The organism is Bacillus sp. FSL K6-1012 (assembly GCF_037964915.1).
In the GTDB taxonomy this organism is placed as follows: Bacteria; Bacillota; Bacilli; order Bacillales; family Bacillaceae; genus Bacillus; species Bacillus halotolerans.
Genome location: NZ_CP150175.1, coordinates 2,760,612 through 2,776,395, shown reverse-complemented (window position 1 = coordinate 2,776,395; position 15,784 = coordinate 2,760,612). Strand labels below are relative to the sequence as shown.

Annotated in this window: 18 protein-coding genes and 4 pseudogenes; 10 read left to right on the top strand and 12 right to left on the bottom strand. The window is 39.3% G+C overall.

What is annotated here, in order from left to right:
* Positions 1 to 73 precede the first annotated feature (73 nt).
* From yraA to NSS75_RS14540, 3 genes and pseudogenes are all read right to left on the bottom strand, one after another.
* Entirely contained in the window at positions 74 to 583 is a 510-nt protein-coding gene (gene yraA / locus NSS75_RS14550; RefSeq protein WP_069487145.1) for a cysteine protease YraA, read from the bottom strand.
* A gap of 175 nt (positions 584 to 758) precedes the next feature.
* Positions 759 to 1,808: an NAD(P)-dependent alcohol dehydrogenase gene (locus NSS75_RS14545; RefSeq protein ID WP_095713408.1), complete on the bottom strand. Its 1,050-nt coding sequence runs from the start codon at positions 1,806 to 1,808 to the stop codon at positions 759 to 761.
* A gap of 190 nt (positions 1,809 to 1,998) precedes the next feature.
* A pseudogene (locus NSS75_RS14540) lies at positions 1,999 to 2,193 on the bottom strand (hypothetical protein); the annotation flags it as partial.
* 108 nt (positions 2,194 to 2,301) lie between these two features.
* Here NSS75_RS14540 and NSS75_RS14535 point away from each other — a divergent pair.
* The 3 genes and pseudogenes from NSS75_RS14535 (at position 2,302) to NSS75_RS14525 (ending at position 3,399) form a co-directional block, all read left to right on the top strand.
* Positions 2,302 to 2,706 (top strand): MerR family transcriptional regulator, encoded by a 405-nt coding sequence (locus NSS75_RS14535; protein WP_024122264.1) that lies wholly within the window; start codon positions 2,302 to 2,304, stop codon positions 2,704 to 2,706.
* 70 nt (positions 2,707 to 2,776) lie between these two features.
* Positions 2,777 to 2,977 (top strand): annotated as a pseudogene (locus NSS75_RS14530) (aldo/keto reductase); the annotation flags it as partial.
* Positions 2,978 to 3,120: 143 nt separating this feature from the next.
* Positions 3,121 to 3,399, top strand: coding sequence for an HPr family phosphocarrier protein (locus NSS75_RS14525; protein ID WP_095713407.1), 279 nt, complete (start codon positions 3,121 to 3,123; stop codon positions 3,397 to 3,399).
* Between the two features lie 203 nt (positions 3,400 to 3,602).
* Here NSS75_RS14525 and NSS75_RS14520 read toward each other — a convergent pair whose 3' ends face one another.
* Positions 3,603 to 3,971: a CotD family spore coat protein gene (locus tag NSS75_RS14520; protein ID WP_095713406.1), complete on the bottom strand. Its 369-nt coding sequence runs from the start codon at positions 3,969 to 3,971 to the stop codon at positions 3,603 to 3,605.
* Between the two features lie 264 nt (positions 3,972 to 4,235).
* Between NSS75_RS14520 and NSS75_RS14515 the strand changes: the two genes are divergently transcribed.
* From NSS75_RS14515 to NSS75_RS14500, 4 genes are all read left to right on the top strand, one after another.
* Positions 4,236 to 4,934 carry an aspartate/glutamate racemase family protein gene (locus NSS75_RS14515; protein WP_095713405.1) on the top strand — a complete coding sequence of 233 codons (699 nt, stop codon included), beginning with the start codon at positions 4,236 to 4,238 and terminating at the stop codon, positions 4,932 to 4,934.
* 525 nt (positions 4,935 to 5,459) lie between these two features.
* The gene (locus NSS75_RS14510; protein WP_095713404.1) at positions 5,460 to 6,113 is read left to right on the top strand and encodes a VOC family protein; all 654 of its coding nucleotides are present in this window, start codon (positions 5,460 to 5,462) and stop codon (positions 6,111 to 6,113) included.
* A 250-nt stretch (positions 6,114 to 6,363) separates the two neighbouring features.
* Positions 6,364 to 6,723, top strand: a complete 360-nt coding sequence (locus NSS75_RS14505; protein ID WP_010335061.1) for an SH3 domain-containing protein — start codon at positions 6,364 to 6,366, stop codon at positions 6,721 to 6,723.
* Positions 6,724 to 6,771: 48 nt separating this feature from the next.
* Positions 6,772 to 7,128 carry an SH3 domain-containing protein gene (locus NSS75_RS14500; RefSeq protein ID WP_004398671.1) on the top strand — a complete coding sequence of 119 codons (357 nt, stop codon included), beginning with the start codon at positions 6,772 to 6,774 and terminating at the stop codon, positions 7,126 to 7,128.
* A 113-nt stretch (positions 7,129 to 7,241) separates the two neighbouring features.
* Here NSS75_RS14500 and NSS75_RS14495 read toward each other — a convergent pair.
* A pseudogene (locus NSS75_RS14495) lies at positions 7,242 to 7,360 on the bottom strand (aldo/keto reductase); the annotation flags it as partial.
* A gap of 201 nt (positions 7,361 to 7,561) precedes the next feature.
* Between NSS75_RS14495 and NSS75_RS14490 the strand changes: the two are divergent.
* The gene (locus NSS75_RS14490) at positions 7,562 to 8,326 is read left to right on the top strand and encodes a metal-binding protein ZinT (protein WP_339233527.1); all 765 of its coding nucleotides are present in this window, start codon (positions 7,562 to 7,564) and stop codon (positions 8,324 to 8,326) included.
* Positions 8,327 to 8,643: 317 nt separating this feature from the next.
* Positions 8,644 to 8,784, top strand: coding sequence for a hypothetical protein (locus tag NSS75_RS14485; RefSeq protein ID WP_180948929.1), 141 nt, complete (start codon positions 8,644 to 8,646; stop codon positions 8,782 to 8,784).
* A gap of 183 nt (positions 8,785 to 8,967) precedes the next feature.
* On the opposite strand, the gene nikE is transcribed toward NSS75_RS14485, so the two are convergent.
* The 5 genes from nikE to nikA are packed head-to-tail and all read right to left on the bottom strand — an operon-like array spanning position 8,968 to position 14,063.
* Entirely contained in the window at positions 8,968 to 9,789 is an 822-nt protein-coding gene (gene nikE / locus NSS75_RS14480) for a nickel import ATP-binding protein NikE (protein ID WP_101861132.1), read from the bottom strand.
* 30 nt (positions 9,790 to 9,819) lie between these two features.
* Complete coding sequence (nikD, locus tag NSS75_RS14475; protein WP_103672569.1) at positions 9,820 to 10,647, bottom strand: nickel import ATP-binding protein NikD; 828 nt, start codon at positions 10,645 to 10,647, stop codon at positions 9,820 to 9,822.
* 18 nt (positions 10,648 to 10,665) lie between these two features.
* Positions 10,666 to 11,496: a nickel ABC transporter permease subunit NikC gene (nikC, locus tag NSS75_RS14470; protein ID WP_024122256.1), complete on the bottom strand. Its 831-nt coding sequence runs from the start codon at positions 11,494 to 11,496 to the stop codon at positions 10,666 to 10,668.
* Complete coding sequence (gene nikB / locus NSS75_RS14465; RefSeq protein WP_339233521.1) at positions 11,493 to 12,437, bottom strand: nickel ABC transporter permease subunit NikB; 945 nt, start codon at positions 12,435 to 12,437, stop codon at positions 11,493 to 11,495. The genes nikC and nikB overlap by 4 nt, the downstream gene beginning before the upstream one ends.
* Before the next feature lie 9 nt (positions 12,438 to 12,446).
* Positions 12,447 to 14,063, bottom strand: coding sequence for a nickel ABC transporter substrate-binding protein (gene nikA / locus NSS75_RS14460; RefSeq protein ID WP_339233519.1), 1,617 nt, complete (start codon positions 14,061 to 14,063; stop codon positions 12,447 to 12,449).
* A gap of 278 nt (positions 14,064 to 14,341) precedes the next feature.
* Between nikA and NSS75_RS14455 the strand changes: the two are divergent.
* Positions 14,342 to 14,647 (top strand): annotated as a pseudogene (locus NSS75_RS14455) (hypothetical protein).
* 186 nt (positions 14,648 to 14,833) lie between these two features.
* On the opposite strand, the gene NSS75_RS14450 reads toward NSS75_RS14455, so the two are convergent.
* Positions 14,834 to 14,923, bottom strand: coding sequence for a YjcZ family sporulation protein (locus NSS75_RS14450; RefSeq protein WP_024122253.1), 90 nt, complete (start codon positions 14,921 to 14,923; stop codon positions 14,834 to 14,836).
* A gap of 171 nt (positions 14,924 to 15,094) precedes the next feature.
* A complete protein-coding gene (locus NSS75_RS14445; protein ID WP_010335054.1) occupies positions 15,095 to 15,211 on the bottom strand; it encodes a YjcZ family sporulation protein in 117 nt (38 codons plus the stop codon).
* Positions 15,212 to 15,784 lie beyond the last annotated feature (573 nt).

Genomic DNA, 15,784 nt, shown 5'->3' with positions numbered 1-15,784 from the left:
TGAAGGGAGAATAGAGATTCTTACACTTTCTCTATAAAAAAGGGCACAGACTCAAACTGTCTGTGCCTTTTTCTTATTTCAACAGGTTCAATGATTCGCGGTTAAATGCTTCCAAATCATCAGGTGTTCTGCTTGTTACAATGTTGTGGCTGACGACTACTTCTTCGTCTTTGTAATTTGCACCAGCGTTGATCAAGTCTTTGCGAATGCTGCGGTAGCCAGTGATGTCTTTGCCTTTCAGAAGATCCGTATCAATGAGTACCTGCGGGCCGTGGCAAATAGCGAAAACAGGTTTCTCATTTTCTACAAATGCTTTCGCAAATTCACCCGGCCGATCATCTCCGCGAAGCAAATCTGGGGAAAATCCTCCAGGAATCAATAGGGCATCGAATTCACTTGCATCTACGTCGGAGATTGCTTTGTCGATCTTCACTTTCTCGCCATGTTTACCGGTAACTTCCTTGCCTGCTTCCAAATCAATGGCAACGACGCTATGGCCAGCTTCTTCGTATGCCTTTACCGGACTTGTATATTCGATATCTTCGAATTGGTCTGTAACGAGAACAGCGATTTTTTTGCTCATATTTATACCTCCTATGAATTCCTATATACCATAGAATAACAGGCACGTTCATTTTCCTTCAAAATATTTGCTTGAGATGGTTTTCGCAAGAGTCCTGCGAAAGGATTGTTTATAGGTTTTATGGTTTTCATAGGGTAAAAGCGCAGCCAAAACGAGGCTACCCCACCTTTTACAACTATAATGTAGAGATATCAATAACGAATCGGTAGCGTACATCACTGCGAAGAACACGCTCATATGCTTCATCCACTTGATCGGCACGAATCACCTCAATTTTAGGTGCAATGCCATGCTGAGCAGCGAAATCAAGCATCTCTTGTGTTTCTGGAATTCCGCCGACAAGAGAACCCGCTAGGCTGCGGCGGCCCATGATTAAGGAGAATACACTATATTTGTCCGGCTCGGCCGGTGCCCCTACATTCACAAGGGTTCCGTCTATCCGAAGCATTGATAAATAGGCATCTACATCAAGGTTCGCGGATACTGTATTTAAGATTACGTCAAAACGCCCGGCCAATTCAGTAAATGTAGCTTGATTACTGGTTGCATAGTAATGGTCAGCCCCTAGTTCAAGGGCTTCCTCTTTCTTATTCATAGAGCGGCTCAGGACGGTTACCTCTGCACCCAAAGCATGCGCAAATTGAATCGCCAAATGACCAAGCCCGCCGACCCCTACAATCGCAACCTTTTTGCCTGTGCCGACGTTCCAGTGTTTTAGAGGGGAATAGGTTGTAATCCCTGCACACAGTAGAGGGCTGGCAACATCCATCTCCAAACTGTCCGGTATCCGAACAACGAACCTGTCAGTGACAACGATTTTTTGGCTGTACCCGCCATACGTCGGATTTCCATCATAGTCCAGTGAATTATAAGTTTGGACAACACCTTTAGTGCAGAACTGTTCCTCACCGCTGAGGCAGTATTCGCATTCTCCGCAGGAGTCAACAAAACAGCCGACGCCAACGCGATCTCCGACAGCAAATTTTGTGACTTCTGCTCCCACAGCCTCCACAACTCCGGCGATTTCGTGACCGGGAACCATCGGAAAAATTCCTCCGCCCCATTCATCGAACGCACTGTGGATATCGGAATGGCAAATACCGCTGAACTTAATGTCGATTAAGACGTCGTGCGGCCGTAATTCTCTTCTTTCAATTGTCGTCTGTTCAAATTTCGCTTTAGCATTTGGTACGCTTAATACACGAGTTTTATAATGATTACACATACAGACCTTCCTTTCATATAGTCAGTTTCCAGATAAGAACATGTCACTTGGTGTTTGTCATGTGTGTTCAACATCACTTTAAACCTTAAAGTCCACTTTAAGGCAAGAGTTTTTTTAGAAACATATTTTTATAAAAGATTAAGAGTAAACACAATTATTGAAGAAATAATGCTTTTTTAACACTTAAGTATTAAATTCTGTACGGCCGCTCATATAAAAAAACGCATCGAATCAATTGACTCGATGCGTTCGTTTTATCATGTATCATACCATTCATCATGAACAGGTCCGTCTCTCTAAGAGTAATGGTTACATGTACAAGCCAACTGTCTTTTGTTGCGCCATGCCAATGTTTTACGTGCGGCGGAATATTCACGACATCTCCTGAAGAATGAGATTGAGGAATACGTCAGAGTTTAAACTTGGTTTCTTCTTGACTTAAAGTGAACTTTAAGTGTTATCTTCAAAAACAGAGGATAAAGAGGTGAAAAATATGAATATTACGCAAGTGGCAAAGCAGTTTGGCCTAACAGCCGCAACGCTCAGATATTATGAACGTGTTGGATTGATCCCGCCGGTAAAACGAAAAGAAAGCGGAATCCGCGATTATGATGAAGAAGATATCAAATGGGTTGAATTCATCAAATGCATGCGAAATGCTGGACTAACGATAGAAGCGTTAATTGAATATACAACGTTATTTACTGAAGGAGACCGAACAGTAGAAGCCCGCAAAAATATCCTGGCTGACGAAAGACAGCGATTGATAGAAAAGCGGAAAGAAATTGATGAAACAATAAAAAGATTAAATAAAAAAATTGAGGATTATGATGGGAAATTGCGAGAAAATGAGGACAAACTCAAAAGCAGACCTAAAACGGAAAGTTTTCATGGATAAGTACCAGTAAGGCTAGAATGAATTAAACAATTCCTTCTTTGTTAACATTTATCATAAAAGAGCAGGGGAAATCGCGGAAAAACGCGGTGTCTCCCGTATTCATATCGCGCTTGCCTGGTTGCTGCAGAAAGAGCCTGTAACAGCTCCTATTATCGGTGCTACGAAAATGTCACACCTTCAAGATGCCGTAGGTGCTCTTGCAGTTAAATTGATGCCTGCAGAAGTTAAGTTTCTAGAAGAACCATATGTACCTCACCGAATAGTTGGTCATCATGAATTATGCTCGAAAACGATATTGCTGGAAATCAACAAAATACTATGTTTCGGATTGAGAGAAAGAATAGAGGGCTTATGAATAAAAACTGGCCTATTCCAATTCTTTAAGGAATTCTAAGGCCTAAGGAGCAGGGGAGAATGATAGAAAAACAGTATACAATTATCGCGAGTACAGGCTTCGCACGTGCAGCAGTCTTGTTAGTACGTGCGGCTTGTAAATTCAGCTCTAGTATATATCTTGAATATCAAGGGGAAGCTGTCGATCTGAAAAATACACCCAAGTCCCTCATTGATGTGATGTCACTAGGAATTAAACCTAATACCCACATAAGGATAAGAGCTAATGGCGTTGACGAGAATCAGGCTTTACAAGCGATAGAAGATCATTTGCAAAAAAACAAGTTCACAAAGAAATGAGGAAGAAAACCTCTCTTTTTTTATCATTTTCAGGGACTCGCTCCAAGTCCCCCTTTTTTATACGAGCGTTTTGTTAAATGCTTATCTTTAAAGAAACCAACTCATTTCTCTTCATATTAATGCCGAAAATCTTATAATTGGAAAGGATAGGGTAATGAAAAAGGCATCCATAAGGATGCCTAAAATGAATCTTTACTGAATGATTACCTATTCCATCTTTTTACTGGTTTACAGCATGGATTTCTTAAGTCACTTCCACAATCATATTCCTCAACGATATTTTCATTCTCTGCAGATTGTGTCACTGGATAGTAATTTTCTACTCTTGTAACATTTCTATTAACATTAACAATATGAGTCGGCTGAACACGTCTAACAGTACGTTCATTGGTAGTCGTATTTACAACATTTCTTGTGGGAGAAACAATTGTTTCTACATTGTTGCCTCCGTTACCTCCATTACCCCCATTAAAACCATTGAAGCCATTGAAGCTATTGGTACCGTTGTTCCCGCGACGAGAGCCGAACATGAATTCGTCCACACTTCTTAACCCACCGTTGCTGCAGCTCATCAAAATCACCCTCTCAAAAAATCTTGTCTTACAATATAAGTTATGATGAAGAAAAAAGGTTGTCCTAGACAAGAAACTCATATTATCGATACACATGACAAGTAAGGGGGCAAAGTTTTCTGTCATTTTGATTATATTTCCACCGTAGCTACGGGCCTGGAAGACCAATCAATCATTTTATACTTGATAATAGCAGTCCTGGTATTAAAATGACTTATATATTAAAATACTAATAATATTTAGAATTTTAAATCGAGGTGGGCTATGAAAACGATTGGTCTTATTGGCGGAATGAGTTGGGAGTCGTCGGCTGAGTACTATCGAATTATCAATGAGGAAATAAAAAAGAAGTTAGGGGGGTTACATTCTGCAAAGTGTCTTTTGTACAGTGTTAATTTTAAAGAGATTGAACACTTTCAATCAGAAGGAGCTTGGAATAAAGCTGGTAAAACCTTGGGGGAAGCAGCAAGATCATTAGAAAAAGCCGGAGCAGATTTTATTGTAATATGCACAAACACTATGCACAAAGTAATTAGTGATATCCAAGCAATGATCACAATACCTATTTTACATATTGCCGATGCAACTGCTGATCAAATGAACAGACAAGATATTCGTTCAGCAGGATTACTTGGTACCAAATATACAATGGAGCAAAATTTTTATAAAACTCGTATTGAGACTCATGGCATTAATATTATTGTGCCTAATGATAATGAAAGAGAATTAATAAATAATATTATCTATCAAGAACTATGTTTGGGTGAAATTAAACAGTCATCGAAAAACATTTATCACACAATCATAAATAATTTGATGAATAGAGGAGCGGAGGGAATAATTCTCGGATGTACTGAAATTGGATTACTAGTAAAAGCTGAAGATTTCAAAGTGCCAATATTTGATACAACCTTAATCCATGCTCGAGAAGCAGTGAATAAATCTCTTTCGATTTCATCTTAGAATCAGTTCCTTCCTATACTCTAAAACCGTTTTTTAAGAGCGGTTTTTTTATTATGTTTATACAAGTCATAAAATAGGAGGCTTTTTATAGGGGTGATAATATTATGATCCTTTCCACTGAAAATTGTGTTTGAAGATATTGAAGACGGCAGCAAGGTCTCACTAACACAATAGATAGACTTTGAAAACAATTGCGTAGTGAGGTGAGTATATCTGTTCTTATATACTAAACGGTATACCTATCCAGTTTTAGACATGACACGGGTGACGAGTTCAGGAATCAGATGACAATCCTGAAGCCTATGCCTAGGTATAGATTGATGATGACCTTACTTCAGCTGTACAGATTTTTGAAATGAAAAACCAAGGTGATTCATTTCATCCATCCTTAAAGCTAATGAATAATAATGAAAAACAAATTTATGTAGTTTTTTATTTTTCAGTCTAATGATGTAGATTAAATAAGCTAAATGTAGAAAGAATTTGTTTCTCATTTTAGATATATTAAGAGAGGGGGTGTGAATAATGAAAATAAAAAATCTTGAAATATTTGTTTCTCATTTTAATCAAACTGTAAGCTTTTATAAAGATATCCTTCAATTTAAAAGGCTGGCGTTAACTGATACATTAGCCACATTTCAAGTGGGAGAAAGCATTTTAACCTTGCATCAAGACGAAGTGAATCAATATTACTATCATTTTGCGTTTAATATCCATTCGAATATTTTCGCAGAAGCAAAAGAATGGCTGAAAAAGAAGGTTAATTTACTTGAAGAAAATGGTGATGATGAAGTATATTTTGCAAATGCAAAGGCAAGATCGATATATTTTGAAGATCCAGCAGGTAATATTGTTGAGTTTATTTCTCGATTAGAAACCTCTCCGGAAACGAGGTCAAAAGAATTCACGCCCGACAATGTAATAGGGATAAGTGAGATTGGTTTATCTACGAATCATGTTAAAGAATGTTTTGACTACCTTTTAAAGTTGGGAATCCGGCAAAGAAATGATGAACCTTTCTCAAAAAACCATTTACATTTCATGGGGGAGTATAAAGAAGGAGTCTATATTTTATTAGGTCCTGTCGGAAGAAGGTGGATATTCTCGGATAAATACAGTATAGATGCACCACTTATGATTGAAACTGACCGAGGGATCATCAAAAATTTTGATGAGTAGTCAAGCTTTTAATTGGTGTGTGACATATCTTTCATGCATTATTTTTGCTTGCATTGTCATCCCTATATTCCCAAATTTTATCCTCTCTTCTGTCGGAAAATTCAGTAATAATGGCACTTCTCATATACCTGTGTGATGGTAATATGATCAATATATGTAAACGAAAGGAGCGAAGATGGTCTGCCGAATCATTCCTGAACTGAATGTAAGAAAACCAGACGCAGGACATTTATTGTGAGGAGGATATAAGTTGAGAAAGTTAAAAATGGCAAGTTTATTAACCGTTATGATGGCGTCATTCTTCATTTTTTCTAGTCATGCACAAGCAGTTCAGTATTACACTGTCTCAACAAGCAGCGGTGCTCCCGTAAATATGCGCAGCGGCCCAGGTACAAGTTGGGGGATTGTAACGACTATTCCGAGCGGAACCCGCATCCCGATCTACTGCTACAAAACCGGTACAACTGTAACTGGAAAGTATGGAACGAGTAATATTTGGAACTACACAGAACGGACGCTTGCCAGCGGGGAGATCGTTCCTGGATTTGTCTCTGATACATATATGTATACAGGATCAGACGGCCCGGTAGTTCCTAAATGCAGCTGGTAGCATATGTATCGTTCTTAAAATGAAGAAATTGAAGAAAGAGGGATGACATTGACTAAACTGAAAATGCTGAGTATGTTAACCGTGATGATCGCATCATTATTCATTTTTTCCAGTCAGGCACTTGCCGTTCAGTACTTTACTGTCTCAACAAGCAGCGGTGCGCCTGTAAATATGCGCAGCGGTCCAGGTACAAACTATCCTATTATGCTTTCCATTCCTAGCGGTTCACGTGTTCCTTACTATTGTTACGCTTATGGGACGACTGTTACTGGAAAGTATGGAACGAGTAATATTTGGGATCAAATCCAGTGGAAAGATTCACGTGGTGTCGTGAACATTGGATATGTTTCTGACACATATGTCTACACAGGTTCAGACGGCCCTGTCGGTTACAAATGCAACTAGCTATATAATTCGTACAATAGAGTCTCTTCTTTGGGCCTATCTGAGAGAAACCATACCAACAATGTTGGTATGGTTTTTGCTATTATTATGTCTTCCGCACCTGCATTTGTGGGAATGCCGCTATCGAGCGCTTCATCTATAATATGGAACGCGGTCTTTTCATCTGTATCGAGCCACCTAAACATAAACGGCTGACCCGCAATCCTGTTCTTCCTAAAAAGGTGTACTTCACAACAAATCTCTCCTCATGGAATATCGTAGATTTTCGCATTTTAAAAGAATTTCTGATTAACAAAGTAGGATTCTAATGAAATCGCCATCTGCTCCCAGCAACATTCAAGCGAGATTAGGAGCATTTTCCCTTTGATTTTTGAACAAGATAATTGTATAATACAAATCGTAATTATTTCGGTTTGGGAAAAGGAGTGTTGTAATGAAAATTTTATTTACAAAGAGATTAGGGATATTTATGATTGGTTTATTACTAATATTGGCAGGATGTCAGACTTCAGGTTCATCTAAAGGTGAGTCTAATAAAACAGCAACATCATCCTCAGCAGGTGAAGAAAACTCTTCTAACACGCAAGAGCAAACATCAGAATCTCATGATCACGATCACGATCACGATCATAGTCATAGTCATGCACATGGTGAAGAGACAGAAAAAATTCATGAAGGCGATTTTAAAAACAGCCAAGTAAAGGATCGTTCACTTTCTGATTGGGAAGGAGACTGGCAATCGGTATATCCATACCTGCAAGATGGTACTCTTGACGAAGTATTCTCATATAAATCAGAACATGAAGGTGACAAGACAGCTGAAGAATATAAAGAGTATTATAAAAAAGGGTATAAAACAGATGTTGACCGTATCTTAATTCAAAAAGATGCTGTAACGTTCTTCAAAAACGGAAAAGAATATTCTGGTAAGTATACGTATGACGGGTACGAAATTCTAACATATGATGGGGGCAATAGAGGGGTAAGATACATATTCAAACGAGCTAAAAAAGCTGAAGGACTTCCTCAGTATATTCAGTTTAGCGATCACAGTATCTACCCGACTAAAGCTAGCCATTACCATCTGTATTGGGGTGAGGACCGTGAAGCTTTACTTGATGAAGTGAAAAACTGGCCTACCTACTACCCGTCAGAAATGGACGGACACGATATTGCCCATGATATGATGGCGCATTAAATGAAGAGGAACATACCGTGAATTATGGCATTTCTTCTACACAAACGGTTTTTTTCACTATGGAAAATTGATAGAATGGGGAAAAACAAGCTTAGTCTAGTCCCTTATGGAGTTTGAATGTTTAAATACTTTTAGCTGCTGACTCCTCGTCAGCAGCTTTTTTGCCCTCTTTCGTTTTTATCCGTTTCTTTCTCTTCGCAACGGGGATTGACGGCTCATTAACAAAGTTAAGATACGATCAATATTAACTTGACGGTTGGGAAAAAGCATTTTGAAGATAGGGTGAAGAGTAAGGGAGAGTATGAGGAAAAAATGAAATGACTAAAGATGAAGAAGCTCTGGTATTATTTCAAAGTTCTGTGAGTGTATGTTATGCGAACACAACAACGAAAGCAAAAACAGTTAGAAAAAGAACCAATGATTTAAAGCCAACGGTTCTTTTTCAATGTCATATTTAAAGCAGGAACATTGGTTAAAATGTGGCATGTGTAGCCGTGAGTTGAAAGCAGTTAACGGTGCAACCGTTCTATTGAAATCAGCACTCCATGCTTTGAACAACAAGAGACATGCCGTACTTGTTAAAGCAAATATTATGAAAAAACGATGTAACCGGGAATGCTATATATCTACACGCGATTTTCTTATTGTAGCGTCATTCCTCTTCCTATCGAACGAAAGCGCGGGTGTTCTGCAAGTATGGAGCTTCTCATTTCTTTTACTGCTGGATGGTCTGATGCAAAGAACTGAAGTTTGGACTCGTATAGCTCAACTAATTTTCCGTTATCTAGTACACCTAATGTGTCACTCAATTGATAAGCGGCTTTCAAATCATGCGTAATAAAAAAATACGATAACCCAAACTCGTCTTTGAGCTCTTTTAACAAATCGAGTATAAGCGTTTGGGTAACCATGTCCAGACTGCTGACTGATTCGTCTAAAACGATCAGTTTCGGTTTGAGCGAAATTGCTCTGGCGATATTGATCCGCTGCAATTGCCCGCCGCTGAATTGGTGCGGATATTTTGTTAAATCATTTTCACTTAGGCCTACTCTTTCCAACAACTCGATAATGGTTCGTCTTTGTTCCGCCGCAGTGAGGGTTTCATAGTTTTCTAATGGTTCTGCAATAATCTGTTCCGCCGTCATTCGCGGGTTGACGGACGAGTATGAATCTTGAAAGACAGCTTGAAGGTCACGACGGATTTTTCGCCGGATCGATTTATCTACGCTATACATATCATGGCCTTGAAAAAGGATTTGACCTGATTGCGGCCGTTCTAAACCAAGCAACACTTTTCCCAATGTACTCTTACCGGCTCCACTTGGCCCAATCAAGCCTAAGCATGTACCCTTCTCAATCGAAAAGCTGACATCGGATAGGACTTGTTTAGATTGAAATTTCCATTTGAATAATGAACGCTCCGCATAACGATGAGAGACTTCTTTCACTTGTAATAAACTCACTTGTTCACCTCATTAAAATGCGCTCTTTCGTCAAATTGACCCAATGGCACGTTCATCAATTGGCAATGTCAAACGTGCACCTAATAGCTTCTTTGTATATTCATGCTTTGGTGCATCAAACAGCTGAAGCACATCTGCTTTTTCTGTGATTCTTCCTTTCTGCATCACAGCGACTTCATCCGCCATTTCAGCAATGACGCCCAGATCATGAGATATAAGCAAAATCGCCGTTCCGCATTCAGAGCGCATGGCGTCTAAATGTTTCAGCACGGTCTTCTGATTATTTACGTCTAGTGCGGTTGTGGGCTCATCCGCAATGAGAATGCTTGGATGTAAGCATACAGCGGTTGCAATCATCACCCGTTGAAGCATTCCGCCACTTAATTGAAAAGGGTAAGATTTTAAAAGTTTAATAGGATTGGATAAGCTCACATTATGCAACGCTTCGATTGCAAGCTCCTTTGCCTGCTTTTGGTTAAAAGACGTATGAGAGCGAATCGTTTCAATCATTTGATGACCAATCGTAAAAACGGGGGTAAAAGCGTTCATCGGATTTTGCATAATATAGGCAATTTCTTTGCCGCGTATTTTGCGCATTTCTTTATCTGCCAATCCGTTTAATTCTCGGCCTAGTAGTGAAATGCTTCCTTTCACCTTGGTTGTTTTCTGATCATGCATCTGAAGAATGGACATGCCTGTTACTGTTTTTCCACATCCGCTTTCACCAATCAGGCCGAGGACTTGACCGCGCTTCAGTTCGAAATTGACGTTTTGCACTAGAGTAGAAACTCCTTTGTGCGTTTTGGCCTGTACATGCAAATCTCTAACTTGCAGCACCGGTGATTGTTCTGTTCCCAACTTCCTCATTCCTTTTTATCATCGACGTTTGACTCCGTATTTTTCTGATAAGCTTTCGCCCAATAAATTGAACGTTACAACCACAATCATGATCATCATCCCTGGATAAATCATCAACTCAGGGTTCGTCCGGATATACGATTTACCTTCATGAATCATCGCTCCCCATTCCGCAGCCGGTGGCTGGACGCCTAATCCAAGAAACGACATAGCGGATATGTCCATAATGGCCCAGCCCATTTCCAATGTACCCATGACAACGAGGGGAGGGAGCACATTAGGTATGATATGTTTTTTCAGAATCTTCCATTGTGATGACCCATTGATTTGTGCGGCTTTCATAAAGTTCTCCTCTTTCAGACTAAGCACCATTCCTCTAAAGATTCTCGCATAATAGACCCATTGCACAAGCATGAGGGCAAGAATGACTTGAGGAAGTCCAGGTCCGAATATGCCCACTAGACCAAGAACTAAAATTAAGTTCGGAAAGGCCATCACACCATCACAACATCTCATTAACAGATGATCAATCCATCCGCCTTTATATCCCGAAATCGTACCGACGATGAGACCGATCACAAGTGAGGAAATAAAAATGAGCACTGCAAATCCCAAAGAAATTCGTGTTCCGTACAAAAGGCGGGATAAGTTGCATCTTCCTAAATGATCAGTTCCTAAAGGGAACTCCAAGGATGGAGGGTGCAGCTTATATGCCAAATGAACAGCAACAGGGTTATTCGGCGCAATCCAAGGGGCAAATACAGCGATGAGAAATAGAATTGATAATATGATAATACATGCCGTTATCACTTTTTGACTTTTACATATCATGCGTATGCTTGTGATCATCGATACTGCCCTTCTTTCCTGGAAATGCGCGGATCAATATACATTTGAATGAGATCAACGATTAAGCTACTCAATATAAAAAATGTGGCGGCTATGAACACATAGCATTGGATGACAGGGATGTCACGATTGAAAATGGCTTCAATAAAATAACGGCCAAAGCCAGGCCAAGAAAAAACCACTTCAACAATAATGGTTCCGGTGAGAAGTTTGCCAAGATTCATTCCTAGGCCTGTAATCATCGGAGAAATGGCCATTTTCAATACATGCTTAGCCATAATGCTTTTATTCTTCAAGCCTCTGATTTTTGCGTATTGTACATATGGTTCTTGCAGGTTTTCTATAACACTGGCGCGCAAAAGCCTCGTATACATTGCAATTAAAGGAAGCGCCAGCGTCAATGACGGCAGTACGAGGTGCTGCCATGTCCCAAATCCTTCTACTGGAAAAAGATCTAATTGAACTGAAAAGAAAAAAACCAACATATATCCTAACCAAAAAGTCGGAATGGATGCCCCGAAAAAGGAAATGAAGCGACTGATATGATCAATTGCGCGATTTCTTTTCATTCCCGCAAGGAAGCCGAGAGGCACACTGACAACCACCGCGATCAATAAACTACCAAGCGCAAGTTCGATCGTTGCTGGCATTCGGAGTGTAACCTCGTCCCAAACCGGCTTATTCGAAACATAAGAAATGCCGAAATCGAATTGGCATTTCTTCAAAATAGAGTTTACATATTGGATATAGAAAGGTTGATCTAAGCCAAACTCATGTCTTTTTTGCTCTAAAATGTCATCGGTTGGCTGGATATGCGCTGCGGCTACATACGCTTCAGCCGGGTCAACCGGTGAGAGTTGAATCATTCCAGTTGTCAGAAGTGTAGCTAAAAGAAACACTGGTATGATGGACATGATTCGTTTCAATATATAGATGCCCATAAAAGCCTCCTACTGCTTAATGCGAATACCTGTAAATGGATGTTCATCACGGTTGGCAGGGAAAGTAAAGTCTGTAATATTCTTTTGGTAGATCGCTGTCTTTTTTATATAAGAGATAGGAACGATAGCTCCCTGATCTTGAAGGGATGTTAAAATAGATGAGTAAAGAAGTTGACGCTCTTTTTTATCAGTTGTTTTGGGGACTTTTGCCATCTGCTTCAATAGCTCATCCTTGTTTGGATATGCCGAAATCGCTTCATTAAATCCAAATCCTTTTGACGCGACAATGTTTACAAATGTATGCGGGTCATAAGGTGCGCCATAGTTGCTAAAGAAGTTCATATCAAATTCATTCGCTTTGAACCGTTTAACCTGAGTCGCCAATTCTACTCCTTCAAGATTCAACTTCACCCCAATCGCTGCCCACTCTGCTTGCAGCGTTTCTGCCATTGCTTTTTGAATGGATTCCGCTGAATCATACATTAAACTAAATTCAAGAGGCTTTCCGTCTTTCTCACGCACCGTCTTGCCATTCGGAAGCTTCCAACCTGCTGCATCTAATAACGCTCCCGCTTTTTCCGCATCATATTTCACTGGCTTTACATCAATATCAGACGTGTATGGGAAGGTTGTCGGCAAAATATGATCTGCTTTTTCTTCTAATCCGGAGGTAATGCCTTCCACCATGGCGTCTTTATTAAAGCCATAGTGCAGGGCTTGGCGAACACGTTCATCAGAAAGCTGTTCTTTTTTTGTATTCATGACAAGCTGTCTCGTCGCCACCGGTTCGGAAAGGCTTGTTTCATATTGACCTGTCGATTGCAGATGCTTATATGCATCCAAACTGATGACGCCTTCACCGTAAATTAAGTCCAGTTCACCTTTTTCAAATGCAAGTACTCTTGTTTCTGCGTCTGGGATGACTTTCACCTTGATTTTCTCGACTTTAGGCTTTTCACCCCAATAATTTTCATTGCGTTTAAAAATCGCATATTCATCGGTTTTATGCTCTTCCAATACCCATGGACCCGTCCCGACCGGTTTTGTTACACCTTTTGATGTATCGCCATCCTTAGGGAACCCAGCCTCTCCTAAAAACCGAACAGGCCGTACAACTGCAAGCTCCTGAATGGTTGGATAATATGATTCAGTCAGTGTCAATTGAAATGTATGATTATCGATCACTTTTGTTTGAGCTATTTTTGTAATAAATCCTAACCAGCTATGTAACTCAGGATGTTTTAAAATGGAGTCAAAATTCTTTTTCACGATTTTTGCATTAAATGTTGTCCCGTCAGAAAATGTTACATTCTTACGCAAATGAAACGTATACACTTTGCCGTCATTAGATATATCCCAAGACTCAGCTAAATGCGGTTTAAGCTTTCCGCCCGCTTCATAAGAGACCAAAGGCTCGTACACCATTGACTGCGTAAACAATTGGGAAGGATTATAGACATGTGGGTTTATTTCTCCTATATCTCTAGGCCAAGCAATTGTGACCATACTGTGAGGATCTTTCTTCTCTGTTTGTCCTGCATTTGTACATCCTGCTAATAAAATAGAAAAGATGAGTATCGATACGAAAGTAAATTTAATTTTCAAACGAATCTTCCCACTAAGCATCTGTATTTCCCCCTAATTGATGTTGATAATCATTTTCATTTTAAGGAGGCAGCATACCCTTGTCAATGTAAGAATATAGGTATTGTTTTGGAACCCGATGTTCTGCCAACGGCAGTGGGCAGTATTCGCAACAAAAACAAGTAATTGATTTCGAAAAGGGTAACAAGTAATCCTTCGAATAATTAAGATGCAACCGACTTATCATAACCAGAACGGGAAAAGTCGTCATATTTTACTATCTTTTAATGGTGGAGAAGATCTCTCCGAAAACTGAGGAGTTGGAAAAACTGAGTCAAATTAATCTACTTCTAAGATTTTCACTTGAAGTGCTGCAGTCATTTTCATAGGGGGTGTGTGCTTAGAATATGCTTTAACTTTAGCTTTACCAATTGTAGTGATTTATTATCTGGTCCATATTTGCAGGCAATGATCCTAGTCGAAGCGGTCAAACTGTAATAGCCGTAAACAAGATTATTTATTGAATTATTGATCTTTGTAACTTTTTTTGTTTTATATTGCTACACTATATAACTTCAGCTGAGCGTATAAAATGGCTCTGGATCAATATGAATGATGTAAGGTAAAACTGTGGACGTTTTAAAAAAGCTCATAGAGTTTCAGAAAGATGAAGATTTGTAATTTATATTTCCCTGGTACAGAAACTTTGTCAGGATAAGGAGTTAATCACATTACAAAACGCCATAAAGATTTCTTATGGCGTTTAGCCGAACAGGGAGGTGCTGCTACGGAGGAGTTAGTCTAGATTTAACTTAATATCTAAAGAAAGCTGCTCCGACAATGATTAACAAGATGAATAGCACCACGATTAACGCGAAGGAACTACCGTAACCATTAGACATATTGCCACCTCCTTTAGTGAGGGTAGTATAAGATATGCCAAACGATCGTTTTCGACATAGATTTACGTCTAAATAAGAAAAAATGAATTTTTTGTCTAAAAAACAAATTAAAACGCCATAAAAGTTTCTTATGGCGTCAAACAGAACAGGGAGGTACTCCTGCATATCGGGTTAAATAGGAACGCCTTCTGGATAGCCTCCGAAGAAAGCTGCTCCAACAATGATTAGTAAGATGAATAGCACCACGATTAATGCGAAGGAGCTACCACAACCATTTGAGTATCCCATATGTCCACCTCCTTTAAAAGAGGATAGTACATGATATGCGGGGGCGAGTTACTTCGAAAGGGATGCTAGTTGAAATGAATTTTAAAATGATTTTTTAGTCTAAGTTGAAATAGAGAGCATTGGAAGGGCAACAATACCAATATAGACGGATTTATGGAACGAAAACGAAATCGGAAATTGAGTCTCTCTTGAAATAATCAGGAGAAAATACGTCAACACACCATTATATACCTGCTCATTTTTATATGCACCTCTGCTTGGATATTATGTTCTGAGCAGGAGGTGCTTATTTTCGTTTGTATTTCCCGACTGTTACACTCCGTAAAGGAAACTTTTGATCATGAGCACTACATTACCGAACTTCTATTATCTCTATAAATGAATGTGTACATTATTAAAAATTTTATCCTCATTCTTATGTAATTTGTGTTTCTTTCTGATTTGGAGTGTAAACATAATTAACTTTCTATACATAATTCAATTTAAATATAAATTGAGTGAAGAAATAAACCTTCTCAATATCCCTCTGTTGTCTGACAACGATTCATGCACCATACAAGTGAATGAAGCATT